The sequence below is a fragment of the Pseudarthrobacter sp. W1I19 genome (genome assembly GCF_030817835.1).
GTDB lineage: Bacteria > Actinomycetota > Actinomycetes > Actinomycetales > Micrococcaceae > Arthrobacter.
On the sequence record NZ_JAUSZR010000001.1, the window covers coordinates 3,948,002 to 3,970,049 of the forward strand.

A 22,048-nucleotide genomic window follows, 5' to 3' on the forward strand; every position below is an offset into this window, starting at 1 on the left:
CGGGGCTAAACTCAGGCATGGTTCCACTGTCCGGCCTGCTTGCCTTTGCCCTTGCCGCCGTGATCCTCATCGCCGTGCCTGGGCCCAGTGTTCTGTTCGTGATCGGCCGTTCCCTTGCCCTCGGCTGGAAGGGCGGCGTCCTCACCGTGCTGGGAAATGCCTCCGGGCAGCTGGTGCAAGTGACAGCGGTGGCGTTGGGCGTGGGAATTATGGTGGCGCAGTCGGTGATCCTGTTCAGCGTGGTCAAACTGGCCGGCGCCGCCTACCTGGTCTACCTCGGCATCAAAGCCATCCGCCACCGGCGGGAGCACACTTCCCCCGGGCGCCGTCCCGTGGACCCGCGGCCGCTGCGCCTGGTGGCCGAAGGCCTGGCCGTCGGCGCCACCAACCCCAAATCCGTGGTGTTCTTCGTAGCCGTCCTGCCGCAGTTTGTGGATTACCCCTCGGGTGCCATTGCATTCCAGCTGGCGCTGCTCGGGGTGCTGTTTGTACTGATAGCGCTGGTGTCAGACAGCCTCTGGGCCACTGCCGCGGGCTCCGCCCGGCACTGGTTTGCCCGCTCGCCCCGCCGGATTTCCGCCATGGAGGCAACCGGCGGGGCGCTGATGATTGGCCTTGGCGGCACCCTCGCACTGACGGGTACCAAGTCCTGATTTCCTGATTGCCCGGCGCGGAAGGCCGGGCAATCAGGGAGCTTCGTCAGGGAAGCTGCAGCCTAGGCAGTCGCAGCGGCGGCCCGCACGGCCTCGCCCAGTGACGTCGTCGGGCGCCCGATCAGCGTGCGGAGGTCCCCGGTGCTGACCAGGAGGTCGCCGCGGGCAATCCCAAGATCGGAATCGGCGAGGATATCCGCGAACGCCTCCGGCACGCCGAAACCGGCCAGCATTCCGGCATAATCCTGGGCCGGGAGGTCCTGGTAGGAGACATGCTTTCCTGCGGCAGCGGTGATCTCGGCGGCCAGCTCAGCCATGGTGAACGGCTCGTCGCCACCGAGTTCGTAGATCTTGCCTGCCTGGTCATCGGCAACCAGGACGGCGGCAGCCGCGTGGGCATAGTCCGCGCGCGACGCTGCACTGACGCGGCCTTCGCCTGCACTTCCGGCGATGGCACCCTGGGCAAGGGTGCCGGGCAGCTGCTCGGTGTAGTTCTCCAGGTACCAGCCGTTACGCAGGAGGACAAAAGGAACACCGGATTCCCGCAGGATGGCTTCCGTGGCCTGGTGCTCGCCGGCCAGCAACATTGCCGTGGTGTCCGCGTTGGCGATGCTGGTGTAGGCAAGCAGTTCAACACCTTCGGCCTTTGCGGCTTCAATTACAGTGCGGTGCTGCTCCACCCGCTGGCCCACCTCGCTGCCGGAAATGAGGAGGACCTTGGAGGCACCCCTCAGGGCCTCGGCCACGGAAGCGCGATCAGCGTAATCCAAGCCCTTGACCTGGACGCCGCGCTCCGCGAAGTCTGCGAGCTTTTCAAGGGAGCGCCCGGTGGCCACAATCTCCTGCGCGGGAACATTGCGCTCCAGCAGTGCCTCGACTACATGGCGGCCCAGTTTGCCGGTTGCGCCGGTGACGACGATGCTCATGAATTTTCCTTCCGTTGGGGTTGTTCATGGAGCACAACCACGGCATCTCCGAGATACTTCCCCAAAGAGAGTACGCACTTTCAGGTAAGGTACTGGTATGGAAGTAAGTACCTCCGCTCCTGCCCCTGCTGCACCCCTTCCCGTGGCGCTTGCCGACGGCGTGTTCCCGGCCGGGTGCCCCAGCCGGACGGTCCTGGACCATATCACCAGCAAATGGGGCGTGCTGATCCTGCTGGCATTGTCCGAGGGGGAGCAGCGGTGGAGTGAACTGCGGCGGCGGGCCGAGGGCATCAGCGAGAAAATGCTGGCACAGACCTTGAAGACGCTGGAGCGTGACGGCCTGGTCAGCCGGAAAGCGCAGCCCGTCATTCCGCCGCGGGTGGATTACAGCCTCACCGAACGCGGCTACGAACTCGGAAGCCTGCTGGTTCCGCTGGTGGCGTGGGCATTCGAGAACGCGGAAGAAATAGTCAACGGCCAGCCCTGACCGGGCACGATCCAGTGGTCCCCGGAGGGACAACACAAGCAAGTAGTCCCGCCTGGAAAAAGCGAGTACATGTTACTGATGTGACTGGTGTGAATAGCGCATAGCTTTGGCGTAAGGTGCCAACCGGAATGGGAGGGCCGCCCTCTGCTGGGAGCGTTCCGGTTAACCTGCACCGCCAGTGGGTGGCTTTGCTGCCGCCCGCGAGGAGTTGGTACGCATGGTGAAAACTTATGTCCCCGACCCGGCCGGCATGGGCCGGCCCATCAGCCTTGCCACTGCCGCAGTAAAAGCGTGGGACCGGACAAAGACCGCCCTCACCCCGCGGTCCCCGTTCAAGATCGGCGATGCGGTGGTGGGGGATGATCCCTTTATTGGCCGCCGCGAGGGAATCGTGGTGGTTCGGCAACGCAACTCCGTGGGCGTAGAAACCGCTCACGGAGTGGTGTTCTATGATCACCGGCTAGTGCGGCAGCTGGACTGAGTTCTTGTCCAGATATGCAGGGCTGGAGAGCGGAAACGTCTGCATATCTGGACAACAACTCCAAGGGAACGGGCCTGCCTTAGCGGGCCGACCAGCCGCCGTCCATCGTGTAACTGGCGCCGGTGACCATGCCGGCGTGGCCGGAAGCAAGCCAGGCGACCAGGGACGCAACCTCCCCGGGCTCCACCAGGCGCTTGATGGCAGACTCGGTGAGCATCACTTTGGCCAGCACCTCCGATTCCGGGATGCCGTGCACCTGGGCCTGGTCCGCGATCTGCTTCTCCACCAGCGCCGTCCGGACGTAGCCGGGGTTGATGCAGTTGGACGTGACTCCGTGCTCGCCGCCTTCGAGTGCCGTCACCTTGCTCAACCCTTCCAGGCCGTGCTTGGCGGCAACATAGGCGCTCTTGAATGGCGAAGCCCGGATCCCGTGCACGGAGGACAGGTTGATGATCCGCCCGAAGCCGTTGCTGTACATGTGCGGCAGGGCCGCGCGGATCAGCAGGAACGGAGCCTCCAGCATCAGGGCGATGATCCGGCGGAACTGCACGGGATCAAACTCCTCGATGGGACTGATGCGTTGGATCCCGGCGTTGTTCACCAGGATGTCGCAGTCCAGGCTCAGGGTGGCGAGCGAGTCCACGTCCAGCAGGTCCACAGTCCAGGAGGTGCCGCCCACCTCGTCGGCGAGCGCGGCGGCTCCGGCGGCATCGACGTCGGCCACCACCACTTTCGCTCCGCGTGCTGCCAGCTCGCGGACGCACGCGGCGCCGATTCCGCTCGCTCCCCCGGTGACCAGGGCTTTGCGGCCATTCAAAGTGTTGTTGTCCATGGCAGTTCCCTTGCGATTGTCCATCGGAAGTCTCCAGCTATCCAGGCCGCTTAGCGGGTCCGGGCGGGGAGCAGGCCTTCACGGGCGGCGTCGGCCTGGTCCACTTCCTCCAGGGCGATACCCTTGGTTTCCCGCAGGCTCAGCACTGCCACCGCGGTGATGGCGCAGGCCACCAGCAGGTAGATGGCGGTGGGCACCCAGGACCCTGTGTCCTTCAGCCACTGGGTGGCAAGCAGCGGTGCGAGCGAGCCGGCGAAGATGGAGGTCACCTGCGAGCCGAGCGAGACGCCGGAGTAGCGCATGCGGGTGGGGAACAGTTCAGCCATGATGGCCGGCTGTCCGGCGTACATAAAGGCATGGAGGCAGAGTCCAATGGTTACGGCCGCCACGATCACAACGGGGCTCCGGGTGTCGAACATGGGGAAGGCGAAGAACGGCCAGGCCGCGCCGGAAACCGCGCCGAACAGGTACACCGGCTTGCGTCCGAGCTTGTCCGCCAGGCGCCCCACCTGCGGGATAACCAGGAAGTGGATGACATGGGCGATCAGGAGGGCCAGCAGGAGCGAGGAGGTGTCGTACTTGTGGACGGTCTTGAGGTAGACGATCGCGAAGCTGACCACCAGGTAGTACATGATGTTCTCGGCGAAGCGCAGGCCCATGGCCTGGAAGATGCCCTTGGGGTACTTGCGGACCACTTCGAACACGCCATAGCTGACTGCCTGTTCCTTCTCCACCAGGGCCTTGGCCTCCAGGAAGATGGGGGCTTCGGTGACGTGGGTACGGATGTAGTAGCCCACGAACACGATCACGGCGGAGAGCCAGAAGGCCACACGCCAGCCCCAGCCGAGGAAGGCCTCGCTGCTGAGGACGGAGGACATGATGAACAGCACCAGCGTGGCCAGCAGGTTGCCCACCGGCACGGCGGCCTGCGGCCAGCTGGACCAGAAGGCGCGCGACTTATTGGGGCTGTGCTCGGCCACCAGCAGGACGGCTCCGCCCCATTCGCCGCCGAGGGCGAAGCCCTGGATGAAGCGCAGGGCCACCAGCAGGGCGGGGGCGAGGTACCCGATGTCGGCGAAGCCGGGCAGGCAGCCCATCAGGAACGTTGCCACGCCCACAATCACAATGGTGAGCTGCAGCGTGGGCTTGCGGCCCAGTTTGTCGCCGATCTGGCCGAACACAATTCCGCCCAGCGGGCGTGCAACGAAGCCGACGGCGTAGGTGAGGAACGCCTGGATGATGCCGTCCAGTTCGTTCCCGGTGGCCGGGAAGAAGTACTTGCCGAACACCAGGGTGGCGGCGGTGGCGTAGAGGAAGAATTCGTACCACTCCACTACCGTGCCCACCATTGAGGCGGCCACGATTTTCTTTAGTCCGGATCCTTTGGATGCAGGTCCGGCAGTATTGTCCGCCGGGCGTTGTTCAACGCTCATGGGGTTTCTCCTAAGTGTCCACGGTGACACGTGCTGTGATCTCCAGCACCTGAATGGCTTCCCTGAGTATTGCTGCACAAACAAGCAGCTTCAATAGCCAAACCGGCACGAAGTATGTGCAGAATTGCAGATATGAAAGCGAACCCTGATGATTTGCTGGTCCTTTTGGCGGTGTCCCGCTCCGCAAAATTTACGACGGCGGCTCAGGCCCTTGGCCTCAACCACACCACCGTCTCACGCAGGATAGCCGCGCTGGAGAAGGCGCTCGGCGGCCGCGTCCTTGCACGCGCCACCGGCGGCTGGGAGCTGACGGACCTCGGCGCCCAGGCGGTGCAGGTGGCCGAACAGGTGGAAGCGGTGGTGGGCACGCTGGGAGCAGCAGGCAAGGCACCCGACCCGGTCACCGGCGTCGTGCGTATGACAGCCACCGACGGGTTCAGCGCCTACATTGCGGCGCCGGCCGTGGCCCGGCTGCGGCGCGACCACCCGGGACTCAGTGTGGAGGTGGTGACCATGACCCGGCGGGCGCTGCAGCAGCGCTCGGGCCTGGACATCGAAGTGGTGGTGGGCGAACCGCAGGTGCACCGGGCCGAGGCCGTGCGGCTGGGCGACTACATGCTGGGAATGTATGCCTCCCGCACCTACCTGGCCGAGCACGGAACCCCGGCCACCGTGGCCGAACTCAACGGGCACCCGCTGGTCTACTTTGTGGACTCCATGCTCCAGGTGGACGACCTCGATGCGCCCCGCCGGCTGGTGCCCGCCATGCGGGACGGCCTGACCTCCACCAACGTCTTTGTCCACGTGGAGGCAACCCGCGCCGGTGCCGGGATCGGTTTCCTGCCCTGCTTTATGGGTGATCTCCACGGGGACCTGGTGCGCCTGCTGCCAGGCGAAATCGCCGAGCTGCTGCCGTACTGGATGGTGCTGCGGCCGGACTCACTGCGCCGCCCGGCCGTGGCTGCCGTGGTGCAGGCGCTCCGGGAGCAGATGGCGGAGCACCGGGACTGGCTGCTGGGCAAGGGCAACTCCGCTGGTTGAGCCTGCCGGTGGTTGAGCCGGGGCCCCGCCAGCAGGGTTCCCTCAGCGAGCTTGCGAGCTTAGGGTGCTGGTGGGGAGCGAAACCTGGATTTCGACAAGCTCAACCACCGGTTGACCGCTCAATCGCCGGCTGGTAACTCAAGCACCGGCAACGGGTCGTGGCGGACAGGGGAGCCCGCCGCGAACGCCCGGACCTGGTCGTCGTCCCAGAGGTGGGCCGGAACTGCTCCGCCCAGGAGCCGGCGGTGCAGCTTGGGATCATCGCCAAACGGGACGTCGCTGCCGGCCATCACCATGTTTCCGTAGCGGCGGCCCTTGAGCATGGCCGGGTCCGCGATGATCACGGTGTGCTTGAAGGCAGCGGCGATGGTGGCCGCGTCCTCGCGGGCGTTCTTGAGATCGGGGGCGTCGCCGGAGTTCACCACGTAGAGCCCGCCGGGCGCCAGGACGCGCTTGACGTGCCGGGTGAACTCCGCTGTGGTGAGCGACCGCGGGGTGAGGGCGCCGGCGAAAACGTCCCGGATGATGAAGTCCCTGGTTTCGGCGGTCAGCGTTTCGGTGACCTCACGGGCCTCCCCCACCCGCAGGCGCAGCAGCGGGGCCTTGGGGAGATCGAACCAGTTGCGCACATATTCGGCGAGCTTGCCGTCCAGCTCCACCACCACCTGCCGGGCCTCCGGGTAGACGGTATGGAAGTAGCGTGCCAGGGAGCAGGCGCCACCGCCCAGGTGCAGACCGCGGAGTTTAGGCCTGGCCCCGGACGCGCCCGACGGCGGCCAGCGCGACTCGATCAGCGCGGACATCCACCGCATGTACTCGAAGTCCAGGAACAACGGGTCCGCGAGGTCTATATGCGAGCTCATCACACCGTTGATCTTCAGGAGCCAGCCGGTGGAATTGTCCTGGTCCGCGATCAGCTCGCAGTCCCCGGTATCGATGTAATACACACCTTCAACAGGTCCGCTTTGGCGCGAACCGGCCGGCACCTCCACAACCCCGGCTACCGACCGCAGGCCGTTCCGGCCTCCTGACCTTCCGCGTTTTGCCATTACCCGTGCCGCGCTTCAGTCATGGTTCAACCTTAGTTGCCGCTCGATACCAGCTGGCACCTTAGTTGCCGGGCACGGCCCCCTCACCCTCGCGGATCCGTTTCACCACGGCAGTGGTGGACCGCTCAGCGACATAGTCCAGGATGGCCACCCGGCCGCCGTATTCCTCCACGGCGGGCGTCTCGGCCAGCATTTCCGGACTGTAGTCCCCGCCCTTGGCATAGACTTCGGGCCGCAGCTGCCGGATCAGCGGTGCCGCCGTGGGGGTGTCGAACACTGTCACGTAGTCCACGCAGCTCAAGGCCGCCACCACGGCGGCACGGTCCGCCATGGAGTTGATGGGCCGGCCGGCGCCCTTGAGTTTCCGTACGGAATCGTCGCTGTTCAGCGCCACCACCAGGACGTCGCCCAGCTGCTTGGCCTGGTTGAGGTATCGGGTGTGGCCGCTGTGCAGCACGTCGAAGCAGCCGTTGGTGAGCACAATCCGCTGGCCCTGGGACCGGTGCAGCTCCAGCTGCCGTTCCAGCTCGTCGGCACCAAGGGCAGTATCAGCAAAGGCCTTCAGGTACCGGCTGAGCTGGCCCGTACTGCAGACGGAGGTGCCCGGCTGGTGCACCACCACGTCCGCGGCCGACTGGGCAAGGTCCAGGCTCGCCGTCAGCGGCAACCCGGCCGAGCGGGCCAGCGTCAGCGCCGCAACGAACGTGTCGCCGGCACCGGATGCCTGCTTCTCGGCGGCCGGCCGTGCCCACGTACGGTGCGTGACGCCGTCGGGCCTTAACAGCACGGTGCCGTCCCGGTCCAGGGTGACCACCACGGCGGCCGCACCGGTTGCCGCCAGCAACTCCTCCGAGTGTGCGCTGACAGCTTCCACCCGGTCCTGGCCATCGGGAAGCCGCAGGTCCAGCATCCGGGCGGCCTCCTGCGCGTTGGGCGTCACCAGGTCCGGGCGCAGTGGTGCCCACGGACGGGGATCATGGGAGTCGACTACCAGCAGCGGGCGGTCCCCGAGTGGAACGGGCGCCTCCCCCAAGGCTTCGATCAAACCTTTGTGGACAGGGCCGGAAAGCACGCCCTTGCCGTAGTCGCACACCAGCACTGCGTTCTGGCGTTCGACGGCGGCACGCACCGAAGCGGCCAGCGCCTCCAGCGCCTCGGCCGGCACCGCCTTGGCGGAGTCGTCGAGGCGGAGCATCACCTGGCCGCCGCTGCTGATCCGGATCTTGGTGGTGGTCACCATGTCCGGATGGCTGTGGAGGTGGGTGACGTCGATGCCGGCCGCGACGAGCTGGCTGCGCAGGTCCTCGCCGGCATCATCAGTTCCGACGATGCCTGCCACCGAAACCCTGGCTCCGAGCGCAGCCAGGTTCATGGCCGTATTTGCTGCTCCGCCCGGGACGGACTCCCGGACCTGGAGGTCCACCACAGGGGCGGGGGCCTCCCGGCACAGCCGCTCGATGCTGCCGCTCCACCAGCCGTCCAGCATCAGGTCGCCGATCACCAGGATGGCCGGTTCTTCTTCGGCCAGCCGGCCCGGCAGCCATTCAGACAGGGCGCGCTGGCTGGACAGGTCCACCAGGGCGGGGTCCACCGGCAGGTTCTCGGGGTGCAGGCTCACGACTTGTCCTGTTCATCGGCTGCGGATTCGGGGCCCGGACCATCAGGAGCAGCGCCCGAATTGTCCTTTGTTGATTCCGGCGGCGCCGCTATGTGGACCACTTTCACCCGGGTGAATTCGTCCAGGAGCTCCGGGCCGTAGCCAAAGCCGGCGCCGCTTTCACCGCGAGGCTGGGCCGCACCGCCCGGGGCGCCGCCGAACACTTCGTTGATCTTTACCGTGCCTACCGGGAGCGCGGCCACTGCCTGCTGGATGTGGGCGATGTTGCCGCTCAGGACTGTGGCGGCGAGGCCGTACTTGCCGCTGCACGCGAGCCGCAGCCCGTCGTCGAACGATTCCACCACCTGCACCGGGGCAACAGGGCCGAAGGTTTCCTCAGTCATGATCTGCATATTGTCTGTGCAGCCGAGCAGGACGGTGGCCGGGTAGAAGGAGCCCGGGCCGACGGGAAGGGCGCCGCCCTCCACCGCCCGTGCGCCCTGCCGCAGCGCGTCGGCCACCTGGGCGTGGACCTGGTCCCGCATTCGGAGATCCACCAACGGGGCAACGGTCCCGTTGTTGTTGCGGAGCGCCGCTTCCGTTTCCAGGGCAGCGCAGAACTCGGCCGCGATCTCCTGATGTACGTAGATCCGTTCCACGGCCACGCAGATCTGCCCGCTGTTGCTGAAGGCGCCGATTGCTGCCTGCCCGGCGGCCCACACGGGGTCCACGTCGCGGTCCACCAGCAGCGGATCGTTGCCGCCGTTCTCGCGGATGACGTGGGCGCCGGTCAGCACACCCGCCCTGGCAATCCGCGCGCCGGCCGCGCTGGAGCCGACATGCGCGATCACGTCCACCTCAGACTGCGTCAGGAGTGCCCCAACGTTTGCACCGCCGGACACCGTCTGGAACACGCCAGGCGGAAAGGCAGGAGCCAGGACTTCGCCCAGTGCCTCACCCAGCCGCGGACAACGCTCGCTCGGCTTGTGCACAGCGGTGTTGCCGGTCACCAGTGCAGCCCCGATCAGGCCGCATGCCACCGCCACCGGATCATTCCACGGGGTCAGGAGGGCAGCCACGCCGCGCGGCTCGGCCACCGTGTAGTCGGCAGCGAGCCGGTTGCCCCGAAGGCTGTGGCCGCGGTGGACGGGGCCCAGTTCCGCGTACTGCTCCAGGGTGGAAACCCCCGCGCCGATGCCGGCGAGCGCCTCGTCCACCGGCCGGCCCGTTTCGCTGAAGTTGAGTTCGGCCAGTTCCTGCGCGGCTGCTTCTAGTGCTTTCGCCGCCTTCCGGAGGGCCGCGCCGCGTTCCGCGGGCGCGGTGGAGGCCCAGTCCGCAGCAGCCCTTCGTGCCACTTCCACGGCATGGGTCACTGCAGCCGGTTCCGCTTCCGGCACGGTCCACAGGACCTCACCGGTCCTGGGGTTCAGGATGGTGATGCCGTTGCTGTCAGTTGCTTCCGGTTGTGCAGTTTTGTCCTGTGTTGTGGAGTCCTGTGCGGTGGAGTCTTGTGCAGTGGTGTCGGTGGCGATGCTGGGCATGATGTTCCTCCCGTCGGTTCCGGCGTGGGTCGTTTGGCGTTTAGGGCCAGGAGCCCTCTTCTTCATGGCAGATCAGCATTTCCCGGACCTCACAGCCGGTGGGCTGGGACAACGCAAAGAGGATCGCCTGCGCCACGTTGTTGGGGTCGTTGAGCCGTGAATCGTCCTGCGGCTTGTACTGCTCGGTGCGGTCGTCGAAGAAGCGCGTCTTCATGCCGCCGGGAATCATGGTGGTCACGCCGATTTCACCGCCGGTTTCCGCTGCGAGCGCATGGCTGAAGCCCACCACGCCGAACTTGGACGCGCAATAGGCGGTGGCGTCGGCCACTGCACGCTTGCCCAGCGTGGAGGCGACAGTCACCACCCGGCCGTGGGAGGACTTGAGGTAGGGCAGGGCCGCCCGCACCACGGAGACGGTCCCCATCAGGTTGACCCCGATCACCTTTTCCCATTCCGTGGCCTCGACGTCGGCCAGCTTGCCGCACCGGTCGATGCCGGCGGCCGTCACCACCGCTTCGAGCCCGCCCAGTGTTTCGGCGGCTTCCTTAACGGCGGCCTCCACGGCCAGCCGGTCCGCGACGTCCACTTCGAACGCCTTGACGGCGGACACGTTGCTGATGTCGCGGTCCAGCACCACGGGGGTACCGCCTGCCTTCAGGACAGCATCGACGACGGCGGCTCCCAGTCCGGAGGCACCTCCGGTCACAAGTACACGTCCGGGTGATTTCACATCGGCAGTCATGGTGTTCCTTTCGATTGGGAATTCAAAAACTCTTTGGCGCCGTCGGCTGACTTTTCAGCCGTCAGCTCACTTTGGCGAGGGCATCGGCCAGCCCGGTGGTGGAGCGTGCCGGGTGGTACGGGACCGTCAGGCAGCGTCCGCCCCAGCTCTCCACCAAGGGGGCCTCGGGCAGGCTGGCGCCCTTGTAGTCGCCGCCTTTGACCCAGATGTCCGGGCGGAGGCGTTCCAGGGCGGCCTCCGGAGTGTCTTCGTCGAAGACCATCACGGCGTCCACGCATTCCATCGCCAGGAGCAGCTCGGCACGGTCATGCTGGCCGATGATGGGCCGCTCCGGCCCCTTCAGCCGGCGCACGGAATCGTCCGAGTTCAGGCACACGATCAGGCAGTCCCCCAGTTCACGGGCAGCCGCCAGGGAGCGGACATGCCCGGCATGCAGCAGGTCGAAGCACCCGCCGGTCGCCACCACCTTGCCGCCGTTCTCCCTCACAGCGCGGGCCAGCAGCAGCGGGTCGCTGATGCGGGGCTGGACCGGGGCGGGCTCCCCGGCATCCGGAAGGGCGGATACTCCGCCGTTGGCCAGGAAGTCCGCGGCGTCGTGGACAGCCAGCGCTGCGGCTTCGCTGAGCGCGCGGCCGGCCAGGAGGTGCACGGCAAGGCTGGCGGCAAGCCGGTCGCCGGCCCCGCAGGGATCGCCGGCTTCCACTCTCGGGGCGGGAACGGGTTCCGGGCTGCGGCCGGGCCGGCACAGGACAGCGCCCTTCTCGCCCTTGGTCACCAGGACCGCCTGGCTGCCCCATTCCTCCAGCAGGATTCCGCCTGCCTCGGCGGCAGGATCCTGCGCATCGGCAGCGGGACCCGGTGCAGCAGAGAGCCGGACAGCTGCCGGCTCCTGCCGGGCTTCCTTCCGGCCGCGCGACTGCACGGCCTTCTGGGCTTCAGCCAGGTTTGGCGTGACGACGGCGACGCCCGGCACCGGGTCCGGCCCGGCGGGGTGCGGGTCCCAGACGATGGGAACCTCATCCGCCATCCGGGCCAGGAGCTCTCTCAATTGATGGTTCGCCGCAAGGCCACGGCCGTAATCGGCCACGATGATCACACCGGCCTTCTCCACGGCACGGAGCATGGCCGGGGTGACCTCCGGGACGGGAGTCTTTCCACACCCCTGATCAAAACGGACCACGGGATGCGATCCTGCCCGGACCCGGGTTTTGACCGGCGAGGCATAACCGCTGGGACCGGACACGAGCCGCACTCCGGCGAGCTGCCCTTGAAGCTGCCTGCCGGCGTCGTCATCGCCCAGAACCGTCACCAGCGTGACGGGCCAGTTGTCCTGGGCAAGCATCCGGGCCACCAGGCCCGCTCCCCCGGCACGGCGCTTGACGCCGGACACGTCCACCACAGGCACGGGTGCGTCGGGGCTCAGCCGCGTGGCTTCACCGGACAGGTCCACGTCCAGCATCACATCGCCCACCACCACGATCCTCATGCCACACCACCGCGCTTCTGCAGCCCCTGGTTTTGCACACCAAGGTTTGTCAAGGCCAGCGGATCAGCGGACCCGCGCCGGCCCACTTCCAGGTCGAAGGCGCGGCAGATGGCATGCAGGGCGATCAGATGCCCCTCCTGGGCGTTGGCGTTGAGCGCGTCAATCATGACCGCCTCGTCACAGGCCTCAGACAAGGGATTGGGACCGGTGCCCGTAAGCGCCCACGTGGTGACGTTCAGCCGTGATGCTGTTTCGGCAGCCCGAAGCAGGTTGGGACTCTTGCCACTGGTTGACAGCAGCATCAGCACGTCGCCGGACCTGCCGTGGGCCCGCACCTGGCGGGCGAAAACGTCGTCGTACCCGTAATCATTGGCGATGGCCGTCATTGCCGAGGACTCCGCGTGCAGCGAGATGGCAGAGAACGGCACCCGCTCGCCGTCGAACCTTCCCACCAGCTCGGCTGTGAGGTGCTGGGCCTCCGCCGCCGATCCGCCGTTGCCGGCGGCGAGGAGCCGCTGGCCGCGGAGCAGGCGCTGGGCCAGCTCCACTCCCCAGGCGGCCAGGCGGCCGGATTGGCTCCGGAGCGAATCGAGGGCCGGCACCACGTTGTCCAGGTGCGCGCGCACCGCCTCCGCGCTGTCCGGATCCACAAAAGTGGCGCCCGGCAGCACCGCGGGCAGCGGGGCCGGCCGTGCCAGGACCGGCAGGTCGGCTTCACGAAGGGACCATTCCGCAGTCACAGTGCCGCTCCTTCCATCGGGACGACGCCGGGGGCAGCCCCTGCCACCGCCAGCTGATAGGCCTTCTCGGTTTCGGCTGCTACCCGGTCCCAGGAGTACCTGGCCCGCGCGCGCCGCTTTCCTGCATTCCCAAGCTCCGTCCGCAGGGCGGGGTTCTCCAGCAGCAAAGCGAGCGCTGACGCGATGGCCTCGGGGTCCCGTGGCGGCACGTGCAGCCCGGTTCCGTGGTCAACCACAGTGTCCCGCAGGCCGCCTACCGCGGCAGCTACCACCGGGACGCCGCAGGCCATGGCCTCGAGCGGGACGATGCCGAAAGGCTCGTACCAGGGCGCGCACACCACGGCATCGGCACTGCGGAAGATGCCGGGCATCTCGCCGCGTGACACCTGGCCCTGCAGGTTTACCTGGTCCGAAACCCCCAGTTCCCCGGCAAGCTCCAGCAGGCGGCGGACCTCGGGGTCCGCGTGGAGCACGCCCGACTCTGCGCCGCCGCCCACAATCAGGAGCTCGACGTCGTCAAAACCCGCGTCCTTGAGGTACGGCAGCGCACGGATCACCAGGTCCACGCCCTTGCGCGGCACCAGGCGGCCCACGGAGAGGATGCGGTGCTTGCGCTGCCTGGCGGCTGCCGGGCCGTCTGCGGAAAAGAAGCCCAGGTCCACCCCACAGGGGGCAATGGAAATCTTTCCCGTGTTGATGCCCATGGCTTTGAGTTCAAAAACTTCGTCGGAGCAGGTGGCAACGATCCGGTCCACGGACCGACCCACTCCGGGCTCGAGCCAGCGGCGTTCGGCCGGGCTGGTGTCCTCCGCGCCCTGGTGCCGCCGCTTGACCGTGCCCAGGGCGTGGAAGGTTTGGATAACGGGAACCCGGTAACCCTGCTCCGGCCGCCTCGCGGCATCCAGGGCAGCCAGGCCGGACATCCAGAAATGCCCGTGCACCACGTCCGGCGGCCGCTGGCTCCAGTCCCGCGCCACGCCGTCGGCAAGCTCACCCATATAGGGCAGCAACTCATCCTTGGGGACATGCCGCGCCGGGCCCGCGTCCACATGGACCACTTCGAACCGGCGCCCCACGCGGACCCTCTCCGGAAGCTCCGTTGCGTCCCGGCGGGTGTAGACAGTGACATGGTGGCCGCGCTTGGCAAGTGCTTCGGACAACGCGGCAACGTGCACGTTCTGCCCGCCGGCGTCCACCCCGCCCAGCGCCGCGAGCGGACTGGCGTGCTCGGAAATCATCGAGATCTTCATGGGGTCTTCCTCTCTCGCGCCGGAACGAGGATCTTCTCGTCCAGGCCGTCGTTGCTGGCGGTAAGCGGGTGCAGGATCCCCCCGCCCAGGTCCGCGAGGAGCTCATCCCAGCGGTCCTGGAACCTGCCCAGGCCGTAGCGTTCCAGTGCCGCTTCACGGGCGGCGACGCCCCGCCGTCGGGCTTCATCCGGATTGGCGACCAGCCGCTGCGCGCAGCGAAGCAGCTCATCGATATCGGCGGACACGATGCCGGCCTCCGGCGGCACGGTTCGCGGGGCTTCGGTGGTGGCCAGGGCAACCACCGGCATGCCCAGGTGCATGGCTTCCAGCAGGGACAATCCCAGGGAGGTCCAGCGCATGGGGTGTACGTAGACGCGGCAGCGGGCCAGCTCACGGTGCAGCTCCCGGGTCTGGAGGTCGCCGCGGGCCGTCAGCCGGGAGGCGTCAATCCCGGCGGCGGCGGCAAGGCCATCGGTCTTCATGCCGAACACCTGGAGCGGGGCAACGGAGGCGAACGCGGGCAACAGGTCCGTGCCGGTGACCCGGCCGCGGCGGATGGGTTCATTCACTACCACGCCCAACTCCGGCAGCTCCCCGGTGTAGAGCTGCCCTGGGTCTGGAATCCCGTGCTCGATCACCAGGCTGCGCGCCGATCCGTTATCCCACGCCAGCCTGTTGAAGTGCGTGACATGCACCAGGGGGATGGCGCTCTGGTCCGCCAACGGGTGCCGGGTAAACGGGAAGTCCCCCTTGGGGGTGTTGTGCTCCACGTACACCGCAGGCAGGTCAACTCCAGGCCTGCGGCCCAGCAGCCGCGCAACTTCAGCAATCTCCTCAGGGCGCTGCAGGACGACGGCGTCAACGGCGTCCGCATCAAGCCCGCCGAGGTCCACCTCCCGCACCGACGCCGGCCAGTCCCTGCCGGCACGGCCCAGTCCCCAGGCACCACCCCCCGGCAGGACAGGGAGCAGGTACTCGTGGCGGCCACGCACAAAGGCGTCCGTCCATGAACCGTGGACATGCCAGAGCAGGATTCTCATCTGTTGCGGGCCTTTCTACGGGTACTGACGTGGGTACTGAAGGAGCTCACTCCGCCGATCAGGCGCTCCACTGCCGCCACCACTTCCTCCGGCGAAACCGAGTCAAGGCACGGGTGGCCCGGCACGGGGCACACCCGGGCCCGGGACATCCGGCAGGCGGCATTCTGGTCACCGAGCAGCTCCAGCGGGACTCCATACGGAGCCCAGCGGATGGCCGGCACCACCGGCGAAAAGAGGCAGGCCACAGGAGTGCCAACGGCAGCGGCGAGGTGTGCCGGCCCGGTGTTGCCTGTGACCACGGCTTCGGCCCCGGACATCACCCCGGCCAGGGTGTGGAGGTCCGTGCGGCCGCCAAGGTCGAGGGCCGACGGTCCTGCGACTGTCGCGGTCAGGGAGCTCTCTCCCGGGCCGCCGGTTACCACCACCCGGTGCCCTGCGCCCTGCAGGAGTTCGACGGCGGCAGCATGGTGCAGCGGCGGCCACGCCCTGGCAGGGACGGCGGCTCCGGGATGCACCACGACGTAGGGTTCGTCTCCCACGAGGTCCCGGACGCCCGGCACCGATGCAAGGCGGAGTTTCCCGTCGTCCCCGGCAGGCAACCGGAAGCCGCCCGCTTCGGCGATGCCCAGCGCGCGCTCGGCCTCGGGTTGGTCTTCGGGAAAGTCTTCGCCGGGCTTGAGCCGTACGTCCAGCAGGGAGCCTGCGTAATCGGTGGATGCCCCGGTGATCCGTTCCACACCGGCAAGCCGGAGCAGCAGCGCCAGTGGCAGGGGTGACTGGTGGAAGGAGGTGAGGATGACGGCCTCGGTAATCCGGGAGTTACGGACGTACTCGATGAGCCTGTCTGCGTGCGGGCCGGTCATCCGGGGAGCGGGATTCATGATCCACGGGCTGTCCCAGCTGTAGACCTCGGCCACGCCCGGCAGCATTGCCGCCGCCGCCTCGCCCTGCCGTCCGCAAAGCATTACCACCTGGTTCGGGCGGCTGCCGTCCCGGAACCTGCCGTTGGCGACGGCCCGCACGGCGGGCCCGGCCAGCAAAACATCGCCCATGCTGTCCAGCCGTGCCACCAGGACGCGGCCCATCAGGGCTGCCCCCCGAGCAGTGAGACGGCCTCGGCCAGGTTCCGGGCCACCAGCTGGGCCTCGGCCACCTCCTCGAGCCGGGTCACGGGGGTTGGAACGAGCACGCCCGTTGCTCCGGCGGCTTCGGCGGCGCGCACGTCGGCACCGATATCACCAATGAGCGCTGCCTCCGATTCGCGGATGCCAAGCTTGCGGCAGGCACTGTGCACCATTCCCGGTGCAGGCTTGCGGCAGGAGCAGAGGTCCTGCTCCGCATGGGGGCAGACCTCCCACACATCAAAGGGCCCCAGCAGTTCCTCCACCCTGGCATTGACGCCTGCCACGTCGGCAGCGGTAATCAGGCCGCGCGCGATTCCCGACTGGTTGCTGATGACTCCGGTGGCTATCCCGTCTGCCCGGAGGGCGTCCAGGACTTCCTTGGCACCCGGCATTGGGGCGACCCGTTCGGGGTCCCCGTTGTAGGGCACATCGACTACCAGGGTCCCGTCCCGGTCGAACAGGACAGCGCGGAACTTGGAGGTTACGGAGCTTCCCATACCCACTCCGTTCCCCACTGCTGCTGCTCCTAAACAGGGGCTGCTGCTTTTCTCGCCTTTGAACAGGCAAGATAGGACGTCGCTGGGGCTCCTCCCGGTGCTGGTGCTGCCTCCCGGCACGCCTCGGGCGCTAACAGCCCCCGGTCCTGAACGCCGCCCTGGAGGGCGTCCGACGGGATGAATTTTTGCCGGGAACGGAGTTGGGAACTGCGGAGCCGGCAACGTGCCCGCTGCTGAGGAGGCGGCGCTGGAGCTCCACGAGCACCCGGGCCAGCCGGCGGGAAACCTGCATTTGCGACATCCCCAGCCGCTTCCCCAACTGGACCTGGGTTTCCTCACAGAAATAACGGCGGTACAGCAGTTCCCGGTCAGCGGCATCCAGGTCCTGCATGGCCTCGCGCAGGCAGGCCAGGTCTTCGAGCCGTTCCAGGGGTGTTTCCGGGCATGCGAGCAGCTCGCCGATGGACGGGGCGTCACTGTGCGGGTTGGCTGCGTCCAGGGAGTCCGGATGCATGCTGCTCGACGCCGAGATGGCTTCCCGGACTTCGGTGGCGTCAGCCCCCAGCTCCGTTGCCAATTCCTCCACACTGGGATTCCTGCCCAATGCCTGGACCAGCTCCGGTTCCACGCGGAACATCCTGGTGCGGAGGTCCTGGATGTGCCTCGGAGGCCGGACCACCCATGTGCGGTCACGCAGGTATCTCTTCAACTCCCCCGCAATGGTGGGCGCCGCGTAGGCCGGGAAGCTTTCCCCCTTGGACTGGTCGAAACCGCGGGCGGCCTTTACCAGTCCAAGGTAGGCCACCTGGTTCAGGTCGGCACGTTCCCGGCCCCGGGCTTCAAAACGGGCGGCCAAGGCCTCGGCGAGGTCCAAATAGCCCAGGACCAGGTCATTTTCAAAGGTCTCCCGCAGCCGCCCCTGTTTATTGGCAGGCCGGATTTCCCTTGGTGGTTCCAGGCATGGCTCCTGGACGTGCGTATTGTCCACGGCAAGCGCGGCGAAAGATTCGGGCATTGTCGTTGGTTCCCTCGGTCTGGTTCCGAAGCCTGCGGCAAGACTTAGCAGTAGGAAATCATAAGGCTGCTTATAAAACAATCCTTCGCAGCATTAGGCTCGGCATGTAAGACGAAACTGCCCTCTTCTGCGAAGGAGCCTTGCCATGCGCATCGCCATCACCGGAGCCAGCGGAAATGCAGGGACCGCGCTGCTGCGCACCCTGCACGGGAAGCTCGCCAGCAGGCCGGGCAGCCTGGAGCTGACAGGGATCAGCAGGCGCCTGCCGGACACATCCCGCGCCCCCTACGCCGCGGTTGCCTGGCACACGCTCGATATTGGCCTGGAAAGCGATCGCTCCCGGCTGGAATCCGCACTCGCGGGCATTGATTGCGTGGTGCATCTGGCGTGGCAGATCCAGCCGAACAGGGATCTGGACCAGCTGTACCGGACTAATGTCACCGGAACGGCAAATGTCCTGGAAGCAGCCCGGAAGGCAGGCGTAAAGCAGGTGGTCTGCGCGTCCTCGGTTGGCGCTTACAGTAAAGCCCCAAAGGACCGCCGGTCCGATGAGTCGTGGCCTGCGACAGGGATGGCGGGTTCGCACTACAGCCGGCACAAGGCGGCCCAGGAAGAGCTCCTCGACAGGTTCGCAGCAGCGGAGCCGGGCATCGCCGTGGCCAGGCTCAGGCCCGCACTGATTTTCCAGCGTGGCGCCGGAAGCGAGATCGGCAGGTACTTCCTGGGCCCGGTTATCCCCCGACTCCTGCCGGGGAGGCTCCGGATCCCCCTGCTGCCCGCCCCGGACGACCTCATTTTCCAAGCCGTCCACGCCGACGACGTTGCCGACGCCTACTGGCGGGTCATCGACCAGCGGGCGTCCGGGGCCTTTAATATCGCAGCGGAACCAGTGCTCGCGCCGCAGGAACTTGCGCGGATCCTGCGGGCGCGGAGAATCCTTCCGATCCCCATGGGACTGCTACATAAACTCGTGGGCCTCGCCTGGCAGCTCCACCTTGTACCTACGGACTCCGGATGGGTTGAGATGGCGGCAGGCGCGCCCGTTATGGACACAAGCCGCGCCCGCCGGATTCTCGGGTGGGAAGCGAAAAAATCATCAGTGGAGGCCGTCCTTGAGGTGCTGGAGGGCATCGGGACGGGGGAAGGAGTGGCTCCTTCCCCCGTCCTGACCCCTCGTCAAGGCATGTCATCCAGTCAAGGCATTTCACCGAGTCCAGGCATCCCACCCAGGAGCTAGGCAGAGCGTCACGCACGCGGATGGGGTTCCGCCCGTTTGCTCCTAGATGCCTGAACGCGGATTTTCGCGGTCCACATGGGAACCACCCTGGCCGGGACCTGCATCATCCGGCCGGCGGTCACCGCGGGCCCCGTCATGGGCTCCCGCTCCGCGGGCTGTGTCAGCGGCGTCGCGGGCCGCATGAGTGCGGCTGGCGGCATCGCGGTTGGCGCCATCACGGTCCCGGTCTCCCTTGACATCGGGGTCAATCTCGTCCGCTTTCCGGGTCCTTTCACCCACGTCATCACGGAGCGTCCTGGCCTCGGTGGCCTGCTGGTCCGCCTGTTGGCGCAAGCGTGCAGCTTCGACCTGCGCCTGTTCTGCATCCGCCCTGGCACGTGTTGCCTTGGCCTCACGCTCACGGGCATCCAGTTCCCTGTCCTGGGCCTCGCGTCGAATTTCCGCAGCCTTCTCGCGGTGCGCGTTGTCCCGCTTTTGTTGGATCGCCTTCCGGCGCCGTCCTGTTGCGAGCAGCAGCAGCACAATCAGCACCACCACAACTATGGCAATTACTACCCAAACCCACGGAGCTATTTCCAAAATACCCACCACTTCCACCTAGATGTGACCGGGCCGGCGGAGGCCATTCCGGCTGACTTTTTTGGAACCGTTGATAACTCGCTTAGCAAGCGTACTTACCTTTTATTAGTAATCATGCTTATTATTTTAGGGCCAGTATCGCTGGTTCTTGATCAACAACCGGCCTTCTTGGAAAGAGAGAGCGAAGATGACAGAGAACCAATGGCCCGAGGATCCCGCTTACACGGCTCCGCCGGCCTCCACAGGAATCCCGGGCGAGCGAAGCGCCACCACTTTCCCGCCCGCCGCCACTCCCCAATATGGCGAGGTACCCGCCGGTGACACCGCCGGGACGTCCCGCAAGGAAGCAGCGAAGGAAGAAGCAGCAGATGTAGCCCGTACGGCGAAAGGCTCCGCGCAGAATGTGGCGCAGACGGCGAAGGAAGAAGCCGCCCACGTTGCTTCCGAGGCGAAGTACAGCGCGCAGGATCTGCTGTCACAGGCAAAGACCGGACTGACCAGCCAGGCCGGCACGCAGCAGCAGAAGGCCGCCGAAGGGATCCGGACCATCTCCAGCCAGCTGCACAGCATGGCCAGCGCCCCCGAGCAGCAGGGCGTGGCCAGTGATCTTATCCGGCAGGCTGCCCAGCGCAGTGAATCGGTGGCTTCCTGGCTTGAGAACAGGCAGCCGGGCGACCTGCTCGGCGAAGTCCAGAAATTCGCCCGCAACCGCCCCGGCACCTTCCTCCTGCTGGCAGCAGGGGCCGGTGTCCTGGCAGGCCGGCTCACCCGCGGCCTGACCGCGGGCGCCACCGGAAGCCAGAGCGGCACCAGCAGCAGGGGACTTTCGGCTCAGTACTCCAGCCCTTACGGCGACCAGTACAGCAGCACTTACAGCGACCAGTACAGCGAGGGTTACGTCCCGACCGGCGGAACAGTACCACCTCCCCCGGTCCAGCAGCCGGGCCCGGCCACCACGACGACAGGCTACGACGACGTCGCTGCCGGCACCATGTATCCAACGGCTGCGTCCACCGCCAGCCCCCTGGGCAGCCCTGACCTCGTGGAAGAAGAACCGTGGTCCGGCAACCGGACGGCTGAGGACCCCCTGGGCGACCGTACCCTTGCCGATGACCCAATGGCCAGCGACCCCCTGACCCGGGACCGCTCCAGGGACGGCCAGTCTGGTGGACTGTGATGAGTAGCCAGATTCCGGAGATGCCGCCGAGCGAGGCGCATCAGAAGGCGGATAACGCCTCGTTGGGTGAGTTGCTGGGTGAGGTAACCCGGGACTTGTCCACGCTGATGCGGCAGGAAGTCGAACTGGCCAAGGCCGAGGCCAAGCAGTCGGCCACCAGGGCGGGTAAGGGCGCCGGGATGCTCGGCGGTGCCGGCGTGGCCGGGCACTTCGTCCTTCTCTTCCTGTCCCTGGCCCTGATGTTCGCCCTGGGCGCCCTGATGCCGCTGGGCTGGGCCGCTGTGATCGTCGCCGTGATCTGGGGCATCATCGCCGCGGTCCTGGCCTCGATCGGGCGCAAGGAACTAAAGCAGATCAAGGGCCTGCCCCAGACAGGCGAAACACTCTCCGAAATTCCCCCAACCCTAAAACCAGGTGAGGTAAACCGATGAGCGATAACCCGGACGCAATCCGCCAAGACATTGAAGAAACCCGCGCCCGCCTGGGCACCAACGTGGACGCGGTCGCGGACAAAGTCACCCCGTCCAACATCGTCCACCGCCAGACCGACAAGGTCAAAGACGCCGTCACCGGAGTCAAGGAGCGAATCATGGGAGCAGCAGACTCAGCAACATCCTCGGTCCAGGACCGGGTCCACTCCGGCACCGGACAGACCAGCGGCGCCCTCCACAGCACCGGGGACACCCTGCACGGGGCCAAGGACAACGTCAGCGCCAAACTCAGTGACGCGGGCACCGCGATCTCACACGCACCGGACCAGGTCAAAACCAAAACCCAGGGCAACCCCCTGGCCGCGGGCCTGATCGCGTTCGGCGCCGGGATGCTGGTCTCGTCCCTGATCCCGCCCAGCCAGAAGGAACGCGAAGCGGCCCAGCAGCTCAAAACCGCCGCCGAACCCCTGGCCACCCAGGTCACCGACGCCGCCAAGGACATGGTCCAGGACCTGAAGGAACCGGCCCAGGAAGCGATGGAGAACGTCAAGGCCACCGCCACCGAGGGCGTCCAGAACGTCAAATCCGAAGGCCAGGGCGCCGTCACCGACGTCAAAGACCGCGCCACCGATGCCAAAACCAACGTCCAAAACACCTAAGCACCAACGCGGTACCCAAGGCATGAGCATC

At 66.9% G+C, this 22,048-nt stretch carries 23 protein-coding genes; 8 read left to right on the plus strand and 15 right to left on the minus strand.

All coding sequences use genetic code 11. The features are described 5' to 3' along the window. The first annotated feature begins 17 nt into the window (after positions 1–17). Positions 18–653, plus strand: coding sequence for a LysE family translocator (locus tag QF038_RS18210; protein ID WP_307611955.1), 636 nt, complete (start codon positions 18–20; stop codon positions 651–653). A gap of 62 nt (positions 654–715) precedes the next feature. On the opposite strand, the gene QF038_RS18215 is transcribed toward QF038_RS18210, so the two are convergent. Next, positions 716–1,579, minus strand: a complete 864-nt coding sequence (locus tag QF038_RS18215) for an SDR family oxidoreductase (protein WP_307611957.1) — start codon at positions 1,577–1,579, stop codon at positions 716–718. Between the two features lie 97 nt (positions 1,580–1,676). Between QF038_RS18215 and QF038_RS18220 the strand changes: the two genes are divergently transcribed. Together QF038_RS18220 and QF038_RS18225 are read left to right on the plus strand one after the other, a co-directional pair. Continuing rightward, entirely contained in the window at positions 1,677–2,066 is a 390-nt protein-coding gene (locus tag QF038_RS18220; RefSeq protein ID WP_307611959.1) for a helix-turn-helix domain-containing protein, read from the plus strand. A gap of 217 nt (positions 2,067–2,283) precedes the next feature. Then, entirely contained in the window at positions 2,284–2,547 is a 264-nt protein-coding gene (locus tag QF038_RS18225) for a hypothetical protein (protein ID WP_307611962.1), read from the plus strand. A gap of 79 nt (positions 2,548–2,626) precedes the next feature. Here the strand turns inward: QF038_RS18225 and QF038_RS18230 are convergent, their stop codons facing one another. After that, positions 2,627–3,379: a 3-hydroxybutyrate dehydrogenase gene (locus QF038_RS18230; protein WP_307611964.1), complete on the minus strand. Its 753-nt coding sequence runs from the start codon at positions 3,377–3,379 to the stop codon at positions 2,627–2,629. A gap of 50 nt (positions 3,380–3,429) precedes the next feature. Then, positions 3,430–4,812, minus strand: coding sequence for an MFS transporter (locus QF038_RS18235; RefSeq protein ID WP_307611966.1), 1,383 nt, complete (start codon positions 4,810–4,812; stop codon positions 3,430–3,432). 132 nt (positions 4,813–4,944) lie between these two features. Here QF038_RS18235 and QF038_RS18240 point away from each other — a divergent pair, with 132 nt between their 5' ends. Then, positions 4,945–5,853, plus strand: coding sequence for a LysR family transcriptional regulator (locus QF038_RS18240; protein WP_307611968.1), 909 nt, complete (start codon positions 4,945–4,947; stop codon positions 5,851–5,853). Positions 5,854–5,972: 119 nt separating this feature from the next. On the opposite strand, the gene QF038_RS18245 is transcribed toward QF038_RS18240, so the two are convergent. From QF038_RS18245 to QF038_RS18295, 11 genes are all read right to left on the minus strand, one after another. Then, complete coding sequence (locus QF038_RS18245) at positions 5,973–6,902, minus strand: spermidine synthase (RefSeq protein WP_307611970.1); 930 nt, start codon at positions 6,900–6,902, stop codon at positions 5,973–5,975. A gap of 61 nt (positions 6,903–6,963) precedes the next feature. Further along, complete coding sequence (gene rfaE2 / locus QF038_RS18250) at positions 6,964–8,520, minus strand: D-glycero-beta-D-manno-heptose 1-phosphate adenylyltransferase (RefSeq protein WP_307611972.1); 1,557 nt, start codon at positions 8,518–8,520, stop codon at positions 6,964–6,966. After that, complete coding sequence (locus tag QF038_RS18255) at positions 8,517–10,040, minus strand: aldehyde dehydrogenase (RefSeq protein WP_307611974.1); 1,524 nt, start codon at positions 10,038–10,040, stop codon at positions 8,517–8,519. The genes rfaE2 and QF038_RS18255 overlap by 4 nt, the downstream gene beginning before the upstream one ends. A 40-nt stretch (positions 10,041–10,080) precedes the next feature. Beyond that, positions 10,081–10,782: an SDR family oxidoreductase gene (locus QF038_RS18260; protein ID WP_307611976.1), complete on the minus strand. Its 702-nt coding sequence runs from the start codon at positions 10,780–10,782 to the stop codon at positions 10,081–10,083. A gap of 61 nt (positions 10,783–10,843) precedes the next feature. Continuing rightward, positions 10,844–12,268 carry a PfkB family carbohydrate kinase gene (locus QF038_RS18265; RefSeq protein ID WP_307611977.1) on the minus strand — a complete coding sequence of 475 codons (1,425 nt, stop codon included), beginning with the start codon at positions 12,266–12,268 and terminating at the stop codon, positions 10,844–10,846. Beyond that, the gene (locus QF038_RS18270; RefSeq protein ID WP_307611980.1) at positions 12,265–13,008 is read right to left on the minus strand and encodes an SIS domain-containing protein; all 744 of its coding nucleotides are present in this window, start codon (positions 13,006–13,008) and stop codon (positions 12,265–12,267) included. Before QF038_RS18270 ends, QF038_RS18265 begins: the two co-directional genes overlap by 4 nt. Further along, positions 13,005–14,258, minus strand: a complete 1,254-nt coding sequence (locus QF038_RS18275; RefSeq protein WP_307611982.1) for a glycosyltransferase — start codon at positions 14,256–14,258, stop codon at positions 13,005–13,007. The genes QF038_RS18270 and QF038_RS18275 overlap by 4 nt, the downstream gene beginning before the upstream one ends. Further along, the gene (locus QF038_RS18280) at positions 14,255–15,298 is read right to left on the minus strand and encodes a glycosyltransferase (protein WP_307611984.1); all 1,044 of its coding nucleotides are present in this window, start codon (positions 15,296–15,298) and stop codon (positions 14,255–14,257) included. Before QF038_RS18280 ends, QF038_RS18275 begins: the two co-directional genes overlap by 4 nt. Then, positions 15,295–16,383, minus strand: coding sequence for a glycosyltransferase family 9 protein (locus tag QF038_RS18285; RefSeq protein ID WP_307611986.1), 1,089 nt, complete (start codon positions 16,381–16,383; stop codon positions 15,295–15,297). Before QF038_RS18285 ends, QF038_RS18280 begins: the two co-directional genes overlap by 4 nt. Continuing rightward, entirely contained in the window at positions 16,383–16,919 is a 537-nt protein-coding gene (locus QF038_RS18290) for an HAD-IIIA family hydrolase (protein ID WP_307611987.1), read from the minus strand. The genes QF038_RS18285 and QF038_RS18290 overlap by 1 nt, the downstream gene beginning before the upstream one ends. A gap of 130 nt (positions 16,920–17,049) precedes the next feature. Next, on the minus strand, positions 17,050–17,934 hold the full coding sequence (locus QF038_RS18295; RefSeq protein ID WP_307611988.1) for a sigma-70 family RNA polymerase sigma factor: 885 nt from the start codon (positions 17,932–17,934) through the stop codon (positions 17,050–17,052). Positions 17,935–18,079: 145 nt separating this feature from the next. On the opposite strand from QF038_RS18295, the gene QF038_RS18300 reads away from it, so the two are divergent. Beyond that, positions 18,080–19,171 carry an NAD-dependent epimerase/dehydratase family protein gene (locus QF038_RS18300; RefSeq protein ID WP_307611990.1) on the plus strand — a complete coding sequence of 364 codons (1,092 nt, stop codon included), beginning with the start codon at positions 18,080–18,082 and terminating at the stop codon, positions 19,169–19,171. A 42-nt stretch (positions 19,172–19,213) separates the two neighbouring features. Here QF038_RS18300 and QF038_RS18305 read toward each other — a convergent pair whose 3' ends face one another. After that, on the minus strand, positions 19,214–19,759 hold the full coding sequence (locus tag QF038_RS18305; protein ID WP_307611992.1) for a hypothetical protein: 546 nt from the start codon (positions 19,757–19,759) through the stop codon (positions 19,214–19,216). Between the two features lie 178 nt (positions 19,760–19,937). On the opposite strand from QF038_RS18305, the gene QF038_RS18310 reads away from it, so the two are divergent. Genes QF038_RS18310 through QF038_RS18320 form a run of 3 tightly spaced genes read left to right on the plus strand, consistent with a single transcriptional unit; the run spans position 19,938 to position 22,017 of the window. Continuing rightward, positions 19,938–20,927 (plus strand): hypothetical protein, encoded by a 990-nt coding sequence (locus QF038_RS18310; protein ID WP_307611994.1) that lies wholly within the window; start codon positions 19,938–19,940, stop codon positions 20,925–20,927. Then, positions 20,927–21,358 (plus strand): phage holin family protein, encoded by a 432-nt coding sequence (locus QF038_RS18315; RefSeq protein WP_307611995.1) that lies wholly within the window; start codon positions 20,927–20,929, stop codon positions 21,356–21,358. The genes QF038_RS18310 and QF038_RS18315 overlap by 1 nt, the downstream gene beginning before the upstream one ends. Continuing rightward, entirely contained in the window at positions 21,355–22,017 is a 663-nt protein-coding gene (locus QF038_RS18320) for a DUF3618 domain-containing protein (protein ID WP_307611997.1), read from the plus strand. The genes QF038_RS18315 and QF038_RS18320 overlap by 4 nt, the downstream gene beginning before the upstream one ends. The last annotated feature ends 31 nt before the right edge of the window (positions 22,018–22,048 follow it).